The following is a 15,435-nucleotide window of genomic DNA, read 5'->3' as shown; positions in this document are numbered from 1 at the left end:
CGTGGAGCGTGGAGCGTGGAGCGTTCTCCGGGTGGTCGGCGCGTCGGAATGGTTAGGCGGACGGCACGCACCCTCGCACACTTCGCCGACACGCTACATGGAGGCCTCACATGGCGACCGGCGACTTCCGCGACCTGATCGTCTGGCAGCGCAGCCAGGAGCTGCTGCGTGAGGTCTACCGTTTGAACCGGCAGCTCCCCCCGGAGGAGCGCTACGAGATGGGATCGCAGCTGCGTCGCGCCGCTGGCTCGGTGTCGTCGAACATCGCCGAGGGCCACAGCAGCGCCTACCGGAAGGTGTTCCTCGCCCAGCTCTCCTCGGCCCACGCATCGCTGAAGGAGGTCGACAACCACCTCATTTCCGCCGTCACGGTGGGTCACCTGTATCCGGAGGATGTCGCCGACGCCCTGGCCCTGAGCGACGAGGTCAGTCGCATGCTCCGCGTGATGCGCCGCAAGCTGGGAGGCTGAGCAGGGAAAGGCGCTCCACGCTCCACGCTCCACGCTCCACGCTCGCTCAGACGCGGACACCGGCGCTCGGTGCCGCGACACGTTCCAGGAGGTCCGCCACCACCCGGTCCGCATCGATCCCCTCCGCTTCGGCGGCGAACGTCGGCAGCACGCGGTGGCGCAGCACCGGCGCCGCGACGCGCCGCAGATCCTCGGGCGCCACCGCGGCGCGCCCGGCGAGCAGCGCGTGCGCCTTCGCGCCTAACACGAGCGCCTGGCCCGCGCGCGGTCCCGCGCCCCACCGCACCGCGCGCTTCACCAGCGCCGTCGCGTTCGGGTCGTCGGGGCGCGTCGCGCGCACGAGCGACGCCGCGTAGCGCAGCGCGGCGTCGCTCGCCGGGATCTCGCGCGCGAGCCGCTGCAGCGCGAGCGCCTGCGTCGCGTCGAGCACCGCGTCCAGCGGCCCCGCCGGCGCGCCCGTCGTCGCGCGCAGGATCGCCACCTCCTCGTCCGCCGCCGGATAGCTCACCCGCACGTCGAACAGGAAGCGGTCGAGCTGCGCCTCGGGCAGGGGATACGTCCCCTCCTGCTCGATCGGGTTCTGCGTCGCGAGCACGAAGAACGGCTCCGGCAGCCGCATCGTGCGGCCGGCCGCGCTGACCGCGTGCTCCTGCATCGCTTCCAGCAGCGCGGCCTGGGTGCGCGGCGGCGCGCGGTTGATCTCGTCGGCGAGCACGATGTTGCCGAAGATCGGACCCGGCACGAAGCGGAACGCACGCCCGCCCGTCGCGTGGTCCTCCTCCAGGATCTCCGTGCCCGTGATGTCGCTCGGCACGAGGTCCGGCGTGAACTGGATCCGCCGGAAGTCGAGGTGCATCGCCTCCGCGAGGCTCTTCACGAGCAGCGTCTTCGCGAGCCCCGGCACGCCGACCAGCCGCGCGTGCCCCCCGGCCACGATCGCGAGCAGCAATTCCTCCACCACCTGGTCCTGCCCCACCACCCGCCGCGCCACCTGTGCGCGCAGCGCGCGCACGGCGTCCACGAGCGGTCCGGCGTCGTCGAGCGTGGGCGCACCGCGCGGGGCGCGGGCGTCGAGTCGTGCGGGGTTGGCCATGTCGTTGCTGGAATACGGCGACCGGTGCACTGCGACCTGATGACTACGACCTAGTACCGGCGACCGTTCGCCGTCCACCGGTTGCCGTCACAAGGTCGCGGCCGCACGGTCGCGGTCTCGAGCGTGTCCGTGCACGGCCTAGAGATTGCCTCAGTCCGTGGTCCGAAGTCAGCATCGCAGTCGTCGTATCGTAGTCACCGGGAGTTGCAGACGTGCAGCAGAGATGCGTCATCCAGCGGCTGTCGCCCGACGTGCGCGCCGCCCTCGCCAGCTACGGCGCGAAGGCCAGCTGGCCCGCCGGATTCGGCATCTATCAGCGCGGCGCTCCGGCCGACGGCGTGTTCGTCGTCCTGTCGGGTCGCATCGTGCTCCGCAGTCGCGTGAAGGCCGGACGCGGCTTCGTGCCCGCCATCGCCACCGACGGGGAGACGTTCGGTGCCGAGGGGCTCGAGATAGCCGGGCGATACGCCACCGATGCCCGCGCCGAGGAGCCGAGCGAGACGCTGCACCTGAGCGGCGCCCGCTTCCGCGCGTTCCTCCGCGAGCAGCCGCTGTACGCCCAGTCGCTCATCGGCCAGATCATGGCCGAGCGGACGCAGCTGCTCGACAAGCTCCACGAGCTCGCGACGCTGTCCGTCGAGGAACGCCTCATCGCCTCGATGCTGCGCCTCGCCGACCAGTCCCGCCTGGCCGACGGCCGCCCGCTGCGCCTCGGCTCCACCGACTACCGGCTCCTCTGCGAGCTCGTCGGTGCCACGCGCGAGAGCGTCTCGCTCGTCTTCAACCGGCTCGTCGGCGCCGGGCTCGTCGAGCGCGAGGGGACCACCTACACCATTCCCGACCTCCACGCCCTCGGCTCCCGCCTCGGCGCCACCTGGTCCGACAGCGAGTCCATCGTCCCGCTCGTCGACGAGTCGCGCCCGGCCGACCGCGTCGCGCGCATCTGAAGGACGAGGGCAGGAGGGCAGGAGGGCACGAAGCGAGGGCAGGAGAGCCACAAGGTCTCCTGCCCTCGCTTCGTGCCCTCCTGCCCTCCTGCCCTAACGCACTTCGATCGGCACCCACGGCGTCCACAGCTGCTTCGTGCGCAGCAGCTGCGCCATCACCCGGGCGCGCACGCGGTACCGGCCGCGTCGCACGAAGCGGCCCGTGTCGTCCGTCCCCGGCCACGTCACCTGGAACGTCGTGTCGCGCCCGGCGGGCAGCGGGTCGGTGAGCGTCGCCTCGAGCGACATCTGCTGCATCCTCGGCGGGCTCCACACCCCGCCCGAGTCCGGGCGCATCCCGATCTGCGCGACCAGCACGTCGTACGCCTGCACTTGGCCGAGCCCGACCGCGATCGGCCGCGTGGTGCCGTTGTGCAGCGTGATGCGGATCGGCATCGGCTTGCCGTACGCCACGGTGCCCGGCACGTCCATCGTGACCGTCACCGGCTCTTCCGGGGTCGGCACCCACGGCTTCTGCTTCGCCGCCGCGGTCCCGAGCGCGAACGTGTCGTCGTTCTGCATCGGGGCCACGTCGCCGCACGCCGTGGCGAGCGCCATGAGCGCGCCGACCGCCGCGACGCGCACGCTGAGGGGGCTGGGCATGCGGTTAAGATACCGACGTCCGCGCCCACGTCACCCGTCCCGTTCCGGAGGTCCGTGCCCTCGATCCTCGACGCCCGCGTCCAGCGGCTCCGCCGCGAGGTCGCCGAGCGTCTCCCACTCGGCCCCGAGGGCTACGTCGTCGGCGCGGAGCCGATCGCCCTCGATGGCGATCCCGGGCGCGCCGTCCTCCTCCTCCACGGCTTCGGCGACGCCACCGACACGCTCGTCGGGCTCGCGGCGCACCTCCACGCGCGCGGATGGACCGTGCGGGCCCCGCTGCTCCCGGGTCACGGCCGCACCCTCGACGCGTTCGCCGCGTCCGGCGCCGATGCCTGGCTCACCGCCGCGCGCGAGGCGTACGACGCACTCCGCGCCCGCTGCCCGCGCGTCGCGGTCGTCGGCCTCTCCATGGGCGCCGCGCTCGCCGTCGTCCTCGCCGCGGACGCGCCGCCGCCGGCCCTCGTCCTCCTCGCGCCGTATCTCTCGGCGCCGCCCGTGGTGCGCGTCATCGGCGCGCTCCACCGCGTGCTCGGGCTGCTCGCGCCGTGGCTCCGGACGCGGGGCGAGGGCTCCATCCACGAGCCGGTGGCCCGCGCGGCGAGCCGCGGCTACGGCGTCGTCACCCCGAGGCTCGTCTCGCAGCTCGGACGCGTCGTCCACCGGGCGCGCGCGGCGCTGCCGCGGGTCGCGGCGCCCACGCTCGTCGTGCTCTCGCGCCGCGACAACCGCGTCGCTCCTGCCGCCGCCCTCTCCGCCCTCGCGCGACTCGGCGGCGCGCCAGCGGAGGTGGTGTGGCTCGAGGGATCCGGTCACGTGATCACGGTCGACTACGAGAAGGAGCGCGTGTACGCGCTCGTCGCGGCGTGGATCGACGAGCACTGATGCTCGGCGACTCGGCGTCCCGTCGCGCCCGCCTCGGTTCCGTGCTCCCGTTCCGCTCCCTAGGTTCCCCCGCGCAACGACCAGCCAGCCCCTTCCTCCCGAATCGATGCGGATAAGCGTTTTGAAGGAGATCGATCCGCGCGAGCGGCGTGTCGCGCTCGTGCCCGAGAGCGTGAAGAAGCTCACCGCCGCGGGGCACGAGGTCGTCGTGGAGCGCGGCGCGGGCGCCGCCGCGTACTTTCCCGACGCGCAGTACGAGGCCGCCGGCGCCACGTTCGCCGGCGGCGCGGCCGCCGCCGCGCGCGGCGCGCAGGTCGTCGCGAAGGTGCAGCGCCCGAGCGACGGCGAGGTCGCGTTGCTCGACGAGGGCACGTCGCTCGTCTGCCTCATGCAGCCCGCGCAGAGCGCCGACCTCCTGAAGCACCTCGCCGCGCGCAGGGTCACCGCGTTCGCTCTCGAGCTCGTGCCGCGCATCACGCGCGCGCAGTCGATGGACGTCCTCTCGTCGCAGGCGACGATCGCCGGCTACAAGGCCGTGCTGCTCGGCGCCGCGCAGGCCGCGCGCCTCCTGCCGATGCTCACCACCGCGGCCGGCTCCATCACGCCGGCGAAGTGCTTCGTCATCGGCGCCGGCGTCGCGGGGCTGCAGGCCATCGCCACGGCGCGCCGGCTCGGCGCCGTCGTGAGCGCGTTCGACATTCGCCCCGCCGCGCGCGAGCAGGTGCAGAGCCTCGGCGCGTCGTTCGTCGCCGCGGAGCTGGTCGCGGCCGGCGCGGAGACGGCGGGCGGCTACGCGAAGGAGCAGAGCCAGGACGAGCAGGCGCGCACCGCCGCCGCGCTCGCGAGGCACATCCGCGACATGGACCTCGTCATCACCACCGCGTCGGTCCCCGGCCGGCCCGCGCCGAAGCTCATCACCGAGGAGATGGTCGCCTCCATGCGCCCGGGCTCCGTCATCGTCGATCTCGCCGCGGAGTCGGGCGGCAACTGCACGCTCACGCGCCCCGGCGAGACCGTCGTCGCGCACGACGTCACGATCGTCGCACCGTTGAACATTCCGGCCAGCGTGCCGTTCCACGCGAGCCAGATGCTGAGCAAGAACGTCCTCACGTTCCTCCAACACGTCACCAAGGACGGCGCGCTCACCGTCGATCTGGCCGACGAGATCACGGGCGCCATGGCCGTCACCCACGCCGGAGAGGTTCGCCGCTCATGACCGCGATCATGCAGCTCTACGTGTTCGTGCTCGCCGGCTTCGTCGGCTTTCTCGTCATCGCGCGCGTGCCGCCCCTGCTGCACACGCCCCTCATGTCGGCGGCGAACTTCATCTCCGCCATCTCCATCGTCGGCGCCATCCTCACCGCGGGCTCGCACTCGCGCGTCGCGCAGATCCTCGGCTTCGTCGCCGTGACGTTCGCGATGATCAACGTCGTCGCCGGCTTCGTCGTCACCGACCGCATCCTCGGCATGTTCCAGAGGAAGCCGACCCCGAGCTCGAGCGAAGCGAAGAGCGTTGTGATGAACGACGGCCAGCGGAGCTGACCGATGGTGCGCGACCTCCTGATCCAGCTCCTCTACTTCGCGTCGTCGATCCTGCTCATCCTCGGGATCAAGGGGCTCACGCGCCCCGACACCGCGCGCCGCGGCATCCAGTACGCCGGCGTCGGCATGCTGCTCGCCATCGTCGGCACGCTGCTCTACGAGGAGATCGTCTCCTACGGGTGGATCGTCGGCGGCATGGTGCTCGGCGCCGCGATCGGGCTGCCCATCGGCAAGCGCGTCGCCATGACCGCGATGCCGCAGCTCATCGCCATCACGCACATGTTCGGCGCCGTCGCCGTCACGCTCGTCGGCGTCGCCGAGTACGTGACCCACGGCTACGGCGCCGAGCTGTCGCGCGCCACGATGACCGCGCTCGGCTTCGAGGTGCTGCTCGGCGCGCTCACGGTGACCGGCAGCTTCATGGCGTTCGGCAAGCTGCAGGGCTTCCTTCCCGACCGGCCGATCGTGTTCGCGGGCCAGAACGCGATCAACCTCACGATCTTCGGCGGCACGTTCGTGATGCTCGCGTACCTCGTGTACGCGCCCGCCACGCCGGCGGTGTTCTTCGCCATGATCGCGCTCGCGCTCATGATCGGCGTGTCGATGGTGATCCCCATCGGCGGCGCGGACATGCCCGTCGTGATCTCGCTGCTGAACTCGTACGCCGGTCTCGCCGCGAGCGCGACGGGCTTCGCGATCGGCAACAGTGTGCTCATCATCTGCGGCGCGCTCGACGGCACGGCGGGCTTCATCCTGTCGATCCTCATGTCGAAGGCGATGAACCGGTCGTTCACGAACGTGCTGTTCGGCGGCTTCGGCACCGCGCCGACCGTCGCCGCGCGCGTCGACTCGGGGCTCGTCGCGAAGCCGATCGCGGTCGACGACGCGGCCATGCAGCTCGCCTACGCGTCGAAGGTCGTCGTCATCCCCGGCTACGGCATGGCGGTCGCCCAGAGCCAGCACCAGGTGCGCGAGCTCGCGGCGCTCATCGAGAAGCGGGGCGGGGAGGTGCGCTACGCGATCCACCCCGTGGCCGGCCGCATGCCGGGGCACCTGAACGTCATCCTCGCCGACGCTGGCGTGGAGTACGACCGGCTCATCACCGACGTCGACGACGCGAACCAGCAGCTCTCGCGCGCCGACGTCGCCGTCGTCATCGGCGCGAACGACATCGTGAACCCCTCGGCCGAGACCGACGAGGGAAGCCCGATCTACGGCATGCCGGTGCTCGAGGCGTGGAACGCGGGACGCGTGTTCGTCGTGAAGCGCGGCCAGGGCGTCGGCTTCGCCGGCATCGAGAACCCCCTGTTCTTCCGCGACAACACGAACATGATCTACGGCGACGCGAAGAAGGTCGCGTCGGCGCTCATCACCGAGATCAAGGCCATGGACGAGGGACATTGATGACACGGTCGCCCCACGCTCCACGCTCCACGCTCCACGCTCGCTCCGCTTCGCGACCACGCCGGGCGTGGAGCGTGGAGCGTGGAGCGTGGAGGATGCTTTTGGTGTTCACGCTCGCGTGCACGTCCGAAGGGGGCGACAGCGCGAAGACGCCGCCGCCGCCCGGCAATCCGGACCCCACGCAGAACACGTATGCCCCGCAGCTCGGCGTCGCGCTGCCGGCGTTCTACAAGACGCAGCGCGGCACGTATTATCAGGACGTCGCCGTCGGCACTGGCATCGCGTCGATCCCGGGGCGCAAGGTGAAGGTGCGCTACACCGGGTGGCTGCCGAACGGCACGAAGTTCGACGCCGGCGAGATCGACTTCACCCCCGGCGCCGGCGAGGTGATCGTGGGGTGGGACGACGGCATCGTCGGCATGAAGGTCGGGGGCAAGCGCAAGCTCGTCATCCCCGCCAGTCTCGGATACGGGGCGCAGGGCGCGCCGCCCGACATCCCGCCCAACAGCGTGCTGGTGTTCGACGTGGAGCTGTTGTCAGTGGCGTAGCGGAGAAAACGCGATCGGTACTGCGCTGACGATACCGCGCCCCTTCCACCCCCAGGCAAGAAGGGAACGCCGTACCGCCAACGCAGTACCGACCGCGTTTCGTCTACCGCGACCGCTTCAGATCACCGCCGCGCGGAGCGCGGACGTCCACCGCTTCCAGTCGAACCCGGCGCCGCGCTCGAGCGCGTCGTGCAGCTCGCGCCCGCTGTCGAAGCGCGCCGCGGGATCCTTCGCGAGACACCGCTCGATCACCGCGACGAGCGACGTCGGCGCGTCCGGCGCGAGCCGCGCGAGCGCGGGCACGCGCTGCAGCAGATGACGCGCCGACAGCTCGCGCAGCGTGCGCCCGCCGAACGGCGGACGTCCGGTGAGCAGCGTGAACCCGAGCACGCCGAGCGCGTACAGGTCGCTGCGCCGGTCGATCGCATGCTCGCCGACGAGCTGCTCCGGCGACATGTACTGCGGCGTCCCCATCGAGAACCCCGGCATCGGCTGCGCGTCGTACGACGGGAGCGCGGCGACGCCGAAGTCGGTGAGGATCACGCGCCCACCCGCGCCGGTCGACGAGCGCTCCAGCAGCACGTTCTCCGGCTTCAGGTCGCGATGCACCACGCCCTCGTGGTGCGCGTAGTCGAGCGCGAGCGCGAGCTCGCCGAGGATCCGCCGCACCTCGCTTCCCTTCAGCGTGCCCTCGCGCCGCAGCCGCTCGGCGAGCGATTCGCCGTCGACGTGGCGCATCACGAAGTACGGCACGCGCTCGGCGCCGAGCGTGACCTCGCCGAACGCGTGCACGGGCACGATGCTCGGGTGCGTGAGGCGCGCCATGAGCCGCGCCTCGCGCTGGAAGCGCGTGCGCTCGTCCTCCAGCAGCGCGAGCTCGCGCCGCATCAGCTTGATCGCCACGACGCGATGCAGCGCGAGGTCGCGCGCGAGCACGACCACTCCCATGCCGCCGCGCCCCAGCTCGCGCACGAGCTGGTACTGCGCGCCGAGCGCGTCGGCGGCGAAGACGTCGGCCAACCAGACGCGCTCCGCGTCGGGATCGGCAGGGACGTCGGCGATGGGAGTCGGAAGCGAGAGCAGCGCGGACATGAGTCGAGGGGCCTTGGCGCGGTCACCAGCCCGTTGCCCTAAGGGAAGGGGCGTGCCGCCGCGCCTCTGCGGGCTATGCGTGTGACAGCGAATGACTTGGAAAAGGTTTGCCGGTTTCGCCCGGCGCCCCGGAGTGTCCGCTGGTGGGACAGGGTGTCCGATCTCGGATACAGCACTGGCGACGACCTCGGACGCGGAAACGGCGGACGGAGACACTACGGAGGCGGGAACCGCGGAGATTCTGCCGACTCCGCCGCACCCGCCTCCGTCGTGACCGCACCCGCCGTTGTCGGATCCGTCGTTGCTCGGATCCGCCGTGCTGGATCGGGTCAGATCACCTTGTGCACGAGATCCCCGATCCCTTCCGTCACGCGCTCGCCGAGCGACGTCGCCGTGTCGACGACCGCGCCGGCCGCGCGCTTCACGCGGGCGACGGGACCGCTGGTCGATCCCTCCGAGCTCGATCCGCCGCCGCTGCGGCTGCTGCTGGAGGCGCCGGCCCGTGAGCCGCCGCGCTTCGCCGCGGACGCGCGCTTGCCGGAGGAGCGCTTGCTCGACGCGCGCTTGCCGGAGGACTTCTTCGCCGAGCCGCGCTTACTGGAAGCGCGCTTGCTGGACTTCTTCGCGGACCCGCGCTTCGACGCGCGCTTGGTGGACTTCTTCGCCGACGACCGCTTCGCGGAGGACTTCTTCGCCGACGACTTCTTCGCGGAGGAACGCTTCGCGGACGAACGCTTCGCGGAGGACTTCTTCGCCGAGGACTTCTTCGCCGACGAGCGCTTCGATCCGCCGCTCGACTTGCGCGCCGAGGACTTCTTCGCGCCGCCCTTGCGTGCGCCCGTCTTCTTCGTCGCCGACGCACCCGAGGTGCGCGTGCTGCGCCGCGCGGTGCCGCGCTTGCGCGTCGACGTGCTGCCCGAGGACTTGGAACGAGTCGCCATTGGTGAGCTCCTGGTTGGAGGAGGTGTGTCTCACGGGTACGCAAGAATTAGGCACAGAACGGCACCAGCGCAACAGCCGCGCGCGACATTCGGGGCAAATTGACGCTTATTTGTCGTCCGATCCGCGCGCGACGCGCCCAACGCGCGCACGATGCGCATGCGAGACGCGTGCGTCCGACGCACGCGCGCGACACACGCGACGCGCGCTCAGTCGATCCGCCGCGTCTCCCCGAGCGACGGGATCCACAGCCGCGATGCGTCGCGACCCGAGCGCGCCCACGCGTCGCGCGTCCGGCGCGGCGGCTCGTCGCACGGCTCGTCGGCGAGCGCGAACGCGCCCCAGTGCGACGCGCCGAACACCGGCGCGTGCCGCGCGCCCGCGCACAGCGCGTCGTACGCCGCGAGCGCGTCGTCGGGATCGCAGTGCACGGGGCGCATGAACCACCGCGGCGCGTACGCGCCGATCGGCAGCAGCGCGAGCGCGAACGGCCCGTGTCGCCGCGCGATCTCGCCGAATGCCGGGTGCAGCCCCGTGTCCCCCGCGAACAGCACCGCGTGCGCCGCGTCGATCGCGCGCACCGCCCAGCCGCACCACAGCGAGCGGTCGCGATCCGCCGGGCCGCGCCCCGAGAAGTGCTGCGCCGGCACGCACGCGACCGACAGCGGCCCCACCGTCGCCGTCTCCCACCAATCGAGCTCCGTCACGACGTCGGCGCGCACGCCGCGCGCGCGGAGCCACCGCGCGAGCCGCAGCGGCACCGCCCAACGGGCCGCCGGCCACCGCGCCGCGATCCGCCGCACCGTCGCGTCGTCGAGGTGGTCGTAGTGGTCGTGCGACAGCAGCACGAGATCGATCGGTGGCAGCGCGTCGAACGCGACGCCGGGCGGTGCGTAGCGGCGCGGCCCCGCCCACGCCACCGGCGACGCGCGCTCGCTCCACATCGGATCCGTGAGCACGTTCCACCCGCCGAGCTGCAGCAGGAACGTGCTGTGTCCCACCCACGTCGCCGTGAGCACGTCGCGCGGCGCGCGCGGCACGGGGAACGACGGCGCGACCATCGGTGGCGCGCACGCGCGCCCGTCGCGCCCCTCGCGCTCGGCGCGCGGCGTGCGCTCGCCGAGCATCCATTTCACCACCCCCGCGAACCCCGCCGGCTCGCCGCCGGGCCACGGATTGCGAAAGCCCTTGCTCGTGTGATGCGGTGCGGTCACGGCGACTCGTGAACGACGACGTGAAAGCGGCGACCTCGAAAAACGGCGACCCCTCGCCGTGCGAAGGGTCGCCGTCACGACCTCGTTGTCACAAGGTCGCCGTTACATGGTCGGAGTCTACTGGCCGGCGGGGAGCGACGTGTTGGTGACGGCGCGGTACGAGTTCACGCGGCCGTAGCCGAACTTCGTGTCGTAGCCCGCCGTGCCGAGATCGTCGGTCGTCGACAGGAGACGCGAGCGCAGCGCGCTGCCGCGCAGCCCCGCCTTCGACGCGACGATCGCCGCCGTGCCGGTCACCTGCGGCGCCGCCATCGACGTGCCCATCATGTACGCGTACGTGCCGCCCGCGAGCGGACCGCTGTACGTGCGCCCGCCCGTGTAGCCGCTCACGACGGAGCTGAAGATGCACCCGTCTTCCGTCGTGTTCGAGTAGCAGTACCCGCCCGGCGCGCTGATGTCGAGCCCCGACCCGTACTGCGAGTACGCGGCGAGCGCGTCCTGCCACGTCGTCGACGCGACCGAGATCGCGTTCGCGTCGCACGCCGGGCACGCCACCTTGCCCGAGCCCGAGTTGCCCGCCGACGCGATCACGAGCACGCCGCGGTCCGTCGCGTACTTGATCGCGTTCTTCTCCGACGTGCTCTCGCTGTTGCCGCCGAGGCTCATGTTCACGGCGACGAGGTGGTTGCCGCTCGCGTCGAGGTAGTCGGCCGCCGCGTACAGCGCGTTCACGATCGACGACGTGTAGCACCCCGCGGTGCCGCACACGCGCTGCACGAGCACCTTCACGTGTGGCGCCGCGCCGGAGACGCCCGCCACGCCGACCGTGTTCCCGGCCATCGTGCCGGTGGTGTGCGTGCCGTGCCCCTCGTCCGGCGTGTCGTACGGCGTAAAGTCGCTGCACGTCGCGCTGCCGTTCCCGGCCGCCGCCTGCGAGTACCAGTCGCATCCCGCGATCAGGCGCCCCGTGAACTCGGGGTGGTTGAAGTCCACGCCCGTGTCGATGCTCCCGATCGTGACGTCGGCGCCGCCCGCCGCGTACCCTTCGACGTTGTCCTCGTCCGCGTCCGCCTTCGATGCGTAGCTCGCGCCGATGGAGCCCGTGCGGCCGTTCGGGTCGTTGTAGAACGACATGTTCAACCCGCCCGGGTTGAAGAACGCCCACAGCCGCGAATCGATCGCGTCGACGTGGCGGATGTAGTTCGGCTCCGCGTACGCGACGCGCGGATCGGCCGCGAGCCGCGCCGCCGCCGCGCGCTCGTTGCCGTTCGCCACGGTCATGACGCGGAACTTCCCGGCGTACCCGAGGTGCCCGACGCCCAGGCCGTGCGCCTTCGCGAGTGCCGGCGCGTCGGCGTCGTCGTTCAGTCCCACGAGGATCTCGCCCGCCACGATGTCGTCGTCCTGCTGGCTGGCGGCGGCGCGCGCGAGCGCCGGGTCCTGCGGACTCCGCGATGACGTCGCGGTGGGTGCGTCGGAGCAGTTCGCGAGCACGACGACGAGGGCGGCGCTGGCGCCGCAGGAGAGGAGCTGCCGAATCGAACGGTTCACTGCCTGACCTCCACGAAGGGGACCACACGGCCGCCGCACCCGTGCGGCCGCTTCATACGCCCATGCCGGAGCCGTCGTCGGCACCGGAGGGCGAACGCGCTGGATCTTCTTGGATCTTCGGAGTATCAGGCGCGACCACGGGGCGGCCGCGAGACTCGTCGTCCCGCTCCGATGCGCCCGTCGTCCCGCATCTTGCGATCGACAGATGTTTACGGGCGGGGGCCATCCTCGCAAGGGCATCCCCCCGACAACTTCGTGACGATTCTTACACGAGGAGGCGCTCCGTGAGCTCCCAGCCCCCCGCGCTCCCCGAGATCCCGCGCGTGCGCGCCCCCGAGTTCCCGGAGGCGCTCGACTGGATCCACACCGGCGGCCGCGCGGTCCGCCTCGCCGACCTGCGCGGTCGCGTCGTGCTGCTCGACTTCTGGACCTACGGCTGCATCAACTGCATCCACCTCGCGCCGCAGCTCCACGAGCTCGCGCGCCGCATCCCCGACGCGCTCGCGGTCCTCGGCGTCCACAGCGGCAAGCACCCGGCGGAGCGCGTCACCGCGCGCATCCGCGACGCCGCGCTCCGACTCGGCGTCACGCACCCGGTGTTGAACGACCGGCAGTTCCGCGTCTGGCGCGCGTTCGCCGTGAATGCGTGGCCGACCGTCGTGCTCATCGACCCGCAGGGCTACGTCGTCGCGTCGCGCGGCGGCGAGCGCACCGCCGACGAGCTCACGCCGGTGGTCGAGCGACTGATCGCCGCGCACGACGCGGCGGGCACGCTCGACCGCGGCCCGCTCCCCGACTGGGCGCGTGGCATCCCCGACGCGCCGTCGCACGCGCCCGGCGCGCTCTGCTTCCCGACGAAGATCGCGACCGACGGTCGACGACTCGCCATCGCCGACTCGGCGCACCGCCGCGTGCTCGTCGGCACGCTCCACGCGCGCGACCGCCTGCAGGTGGAGCGCGTCGTCGGCCGCGGCACGCCGACGTCGGCCACGCGCGGCCACGTCGCGCAGGGCGCCACGCGCGACGCGCTCGCCGCCGCGGCCGACGGCCCGGCGAGCGAGGCGTCGTTCGAGCGCCCGCAGGGCCTAACGTTCGGCGGCGACGGGCGCCTCTACGTCGCCGACACCGGCAACCACGCCGTGCGCGCCGTCGATCTCGCCACCGGTGCGATGCGTACGCTCGCCGGCACCGGCGCGCGCGTGCGCACGCGCGACGACCGCGCCGCCGGCGCCCTCGCGTCGCCGTGGGACGTCGCGATCGTCGCGCGCACGCTCGTCGTCGCGATGGCCGGCACGCACCAGCTCTGGGCGATCGATCTCGACGACGAGCGCGCGCGCCCGCTCGCCGGCGGCCGCGGCGAGGCGCTCGTCGATGCGCCGCTCGCCGACGCGCTCCTCGCGCAGCCGATGGGGCTCGCCGCGGGCGACGCATCGGTGTCCTTCGCCGACGCCGAGTCGAGCGCCGTGCGCGTCGCCGACCTCTCGGCCGGCGCGGTCCGCACGCTCGTCGGCACGGGACTGTTCGACTTCGGCGACCGCGACGGCGAGGGCGACGCGGTGCGCCTCCAGCACGCGCAGGGGCTCGCGCGGCATCCCGACGGCCGTCTGCTCGTCGCCGACTCGTACAACGACGCGCTGAAGTGGCTCGACCCCGCCACGCGTCGCGTCACCACCTGGGTGCGCGGCCTCCACGAGCCCGCGGGCCTAACGATCGTCGACGGCGCCGCCTACGTCGCCGACACGAACGCGCATCGGATCGCGGTGGTCGACCTGGCGACCGGCGACGTCACGGACCTCTCGATCGAAGGGCTCTGACATCCTCTCACGCGGAGACGCGGAGAACGCGGCGAACACCTAGAGCAGTTGGTGTTCTCCGCGTTCTCCGCGTCTCCGCGTGAGGCCGAACGGCTCACCGCGCCGAGCGCAGATTCTCGGTGAGATGCTCCACCGACCGCGTGCCGACGAGCGCCACCGCGACGCCGGGGAGCGACCGCACGAACGTGATCGCGCGCTGCGCGTCCGTCTCGCAGCCGGGGAACGCGTCGCGCAGCGCCGGCGGCAGGTTCGACGCGAGCTGCGCCTGCATGAGCGGCGCGCTCGCCACCACCGCGACGCCAAGCTCCTGCGCCGCCTGCAGCAGCGGCACCGTGCGTTGCGGGCTCGCGCCGCGCGTCGCCAGCGGCTGTGTCGGCGCGCGCACCGCTTCGGGCATCGCGAGGCTGATCGGGAGCTGCACCGCGGCGAAGTGGTGCGCGTCGCCCGCCACGTCGCGCGCCGCGGCGACGACGTCGGCGAGCGCGAGGTGGTCGCGCGCCTTCGCGCCCGGCGGCACGCGGAGGCCGCGCCACGTCGCGATCCCCCACCGCGCGATCTCGCCGCGTGCCACGCTCGCCTCGAGCGCCTCGATCGCGCGGCGCAGCGTCGTCGCGAACGCGGTGCCCGCCGACGAGTCGAGCTGCCGCTCCGGCTCGTGCAGGTAGTAGAGATCGATCGTGTCGACGCCGAGGTTCGCGCGGCTGCGCGCGATCTGGTGCGCGAGGAATCCCGGCGCGAACGAGTGTCCACCGTGCACGACGTCCTCCGGCCGCATCACGCCCGGCCCGAAGAACTCGTCGGCGAGGTACGCCTCGTACGCCTCGCGCGTCGCCGGCGGCGCGCCGTCGAGCGCGATGTAGCCGCCCTTCGTGCACACGACCACCTCGTCGCGCCGCGCGACACCGTCGGCGAGCGCGCGCGCCACGGCGCGTCCCACCGCGCGCTCCGAGCGCTGGCAGCGGTAGTTGATCGCCGTGTCGACGACGTTGCATCCCGCCGCGAGGCCCGCGTACACCGCCGTCTCGTAGCGCGCGTCGTCGTCGTCGCTGCATTCGCCGAGGTACGTGCCGAGCCCGATCGACCCGACGGCGAGCGCGCTGCCGCGGGCGCCCATGGCGCGGAAGTAGTCCTCCGTGAAGCGCGACGCGAACCGCGCGACGTAGCGCGCCGTCCCCTCGCGCGTGGCGCGGCGGGCCTCCTGCGAGGGCGCGGTCGCGGTGGCGGCGGGCCGGGTGGAGCGCGTACCGGGTGACATGCGTCGGACGCTATCGGTGCCCGGCAGGGCGCGGCAAGGGCG

At 72.5% G+C, this 15,435-nt stretch carries 15 protein-coding genes; 9 read left to right on the top strand and 6 right to left on the bottom strand.

Features of this window, described 5'->3' with window-relative positions:
* Nucleotides 1-110 precede the first annotated feature (110 nt).
* Nucleotides 111-470 carry a four helix bundle protein gene (locus J421_RS02595; RefSeq protein ID WP_025409603.1) on the top strand — a complete coding sequence of 120 codons (360 nt, stop codon included), beginning with the start codon at nt 111-113 and terminating at the stop codon, nt 468-470.
* A gap of 46 nt (nt 471-516) precedes the next feature.
* On the opposite strand, the gene J421_RS02590 is transcribed toward J421_RS02595, so the two are convergent.
* The gene (locus J421_RS02590) at nt 517-1,563 is read right to left on the bottom strand and encodes an AAA family ATPase (RefSeq protein ID WP_025409602.1); all 1,047 of its coding nucleotides are present in this window, start codon (nt 1,561-1,563) and stop codon (nt 517-519) included.
* Between the two features lie 212 nt (nt 1,564-1,775).
* Here J421_RS02590 and J421_RS02585 point away from each other — a divergent pair, with 212 nt between their 5' ends.
* Nucleotides 1,776-2,510 carry a Crp/Fnr family transcriptional regulator gene (locus J421_RS02585; protein WP_025409601.1) on the top strand — a complete coding sequence of 245 codons (735 nt, stop codon included), beginning with the start codon at nt 1,776-1,778 and terminating at the stop codon, nt 2,508-2,510.
* 93 nt (nt 2,511-2,603) lie between these two features.
* Here the strand turns inward: J421_RS02585 and J421_RS32555 are convergent, their stop codons facing one another.
* Nucleotides 2,604-3,152, bottom strand: a complete 549-nt coding sequence (locus tag J421_RS32555) for a hypothetical protein (RefSeq protein WP_158508638.1) — start codon at nt 3,150-3,152, stop codon at nt 2,604-2,606.
* 54 nt (nt 3,153-3,206) lie between these two features.
* On the opposite strand from J421_RS32555, the gene J421_RS32550 reads away from it, so the two are divergent.
* From J421_RS32550 to J421_RS02560, 5 genes are all read left to right on the top strand, one after another.
* Nucleotides 3,207-4,034 (top strand): alpha/beta hydrolase, encoded by an 828-nt coding sequence (locus J421_RS32550; RefSeq protein ID WP_025409599.1) that lies wholly within the window; start codon nt 3,207-3,209, stop codon nt 4,032-4,034.
* 106 nt (nt 4,035-4,140) lie between these two features.
* On the top strand, nt 4,141-5,250 hold the full coding sequence (locus J421_RS02575; protein WP_025409598.1) for a Re/Si-specific NAD(P)(+) transhydrogenase subunit alpha: 1,110 nt from the start codon (nt 4,141-4,143) through the stop codon (nt 5,248-5,250).
* Entirely contained in the window at nt 5,247-5,576 is a 330-nt protein-coding gene (locus J421_RS02570; RefSeq protein ID WP_025409597.1) for an NAD(P) transhydrogenase subunit alpha part 2, read from the top strand. The genes J421_RS02575 and J421_RS02570 overlap by 4 nt, the downstream gene beginning before the upstream one ends.
* Nucleotides 5,577-5,579: 3 nt before the next feature.
* Complete coding sequence (locus J421_RS02565; protein ID WP_104022165.1) at nt 5,580-6,980, top strand: NAD(P)(+) transhydrogenase (Re/Si-specific) subunit beta; 1,401 nt, start codon at nt 5,580-5,582, stop codon at nt 6,978-6,980.
* Between the two features lie 95 nt (nt 6,981-7,075).
* Entirely contained in the window at nt 7,076-7,528 is a 453-nt protein-coding gene (locus J421_RS02560) for an FKBP-type peptidyl-prolyl cis-trans isomerase (RefSeq protein WP_025409595.1), read from the top strand.
* A 117-nt stretch (nt 7,529-7,645) separates the two neighbouring features.
* Here J421_RS02560 and J421_RS02555 read toward each other — a convergent pair whose 3' ends face one another.
* Nucleotides 7,646-8,620, bottom strand: a complete 975-nt coding sequence (locus J421_RS02555; RefSeq protein ID WP_025409594.1) for a serine/threonine-protein kinase — start codon at nt 8,618-8,620, stop codon at nt 7,646-7,648.
* Between the two features lie 393 nt (nt 8,621-9,013).
* On the opposite strand from J421_RS02555, the gene J421_RS02550 reads away from it, so the two are divergent.
* Entirely contained in the window at nt 9,014-9,664 is a 651-nt protein-coding gene (locus tag J421_RS02550; protein WP_025409593.1) for a hypothetical protein, read from the top strand.
* A 104-nt stretch (nt 9,665-9,768) separates the two neighbouring features.
* Here the strand turns inward: J421_RS02550 and J421_RS02545 are convergent, their stop codons facing one another.
* Nucleotides 9,769-10,773 carry an MBL fold metallo-hydrolase gene (locus tag J421_RS02545; RefSeq protein WP_025409592.1) on the bottom strand — a complete coding sequence of 335 codons (1,005 nt, stop codon included), beginning with the start codon at nt 10,771-10,773 and terminating at the stop codon, nt 9,769-9,771.
* Between the two features lie 117 nt (nt 10,774-10,890).
* Entirely contained in the window at nt 10,891-12,324 is a 1,434-nt protein-coding gene (locus J421_RS02540) for a S8 family peptidase (protein ID WP_025409591.1), read from the bottom strand.
* Between the two features lie 284 nt (nt 12,325-12,608).
* Between J421_RS02540 and J421_RS02535 the strand changes: the two genes are divergently transcribed.
* Complete coding sequence (locus tag J421_RS02535; RefSeq protein WP_025409590.1) at nt 12,609-14,138, top strand: thioredoxin-like domain-containing protein; 1,530 nt, start codon at nt 12,609-12,611, stop codon at nt 14,136-14,138.
* Between the two features lie 94 nt (nt 14,139-14,232).
* Here J421_RS02535 and J421_RS02530 read toward each other — a convergent pair whose 3' ends face one another.
* The gene (locus J421_RS02530; RefSeq protein WP_025409589.1) at nt 14,233-15,393 is read right to left on the bottom strand and encodes an aldo/keto reductase; all 1,161 of its coding nucleotides are present in this window, start codon (nt 15,391-15,393) and stop codon (nt 14,233-14,235) included.
* Nucleotides 15,394-15,435 lie beyond the last annotated feature (42 nt).

Origin of the sequence: Gemmatirosa kalamazoonensis (assembly GCF_000522985.1) — a bacterium.
GTDB lineage: Bacteria > Gemmatimonadota > Gemmatimonadetes > Gemmatimonadales > Gemmatimonadaceae > Gemmatirosa > Gemmatirosa kalamazoonensis.
This window is presented reverse-complemented; position numbering and strand designations above follow the sequence as displayed.

Coding starts and splice junctions, on each gene's coding strand:
- J421_RS32555 (WP_158508638.1), bottom strand. CDS start 3,152: ATGCCCAGCCCCCTCAGCGTGCGCGTCGCGGCGGTCGGCGCGCTCATG.
- J421_RS02560 (WP_025409595.1), top strand. CDS start 7,076: ATGCTTTTGGTGTTCACGCTCGCGTGCACGTCCGAAGGGGGCGACAGC.
- J421_RS02575 (WP_025409598.1), top strand. CDS start 4,141: ATGCGGATAAGCGTTTTGAAGGAGATCGATCCGCGCGAGCGGCGTGTC.
- J421_RS02570 (WP_025409597.1), top strand. CDS start 5,247: ATGACCGCGATCATGCAGCTCTACGTGTTCGTGCTCGCCGGCTTCGTC.
- J421_RS02565 (WP_104022165.1), top strand. CDS start 5,580: ATGGTGCGCGACCTCCTGATCCAGCTCCTCTACTTCGCGTCGTCGATC.
- J421_RS02555 (WP_025409594.1), bottom strand. CDS start 8,620: ATGTCCGCGCTGCTCTCGCTTCCGACTCCCATCGCCGACGTCCCTGCC.
- J421_RS02530 (WP_025409589.1), bottom strand. CDS start 15,393: ATGTCACCCGGTACGCGCTCCACCCGGCCCGCCGCCACCGCGACCGCG.
- J421_RS02595 (WP_025409603.1), top strand. CDS start 111: ATGGCGACCGGCGACTTCCGCGACCTGATCGTCTGGCAGCGCAGCCAG.
- J421_RS02590 (WP_025409602.1), bottom strand. CDS start 1,563: ATGGCCAACCCCGCACGACTCGACGCCCGCGCCCCGCGCGGTGCGCCC.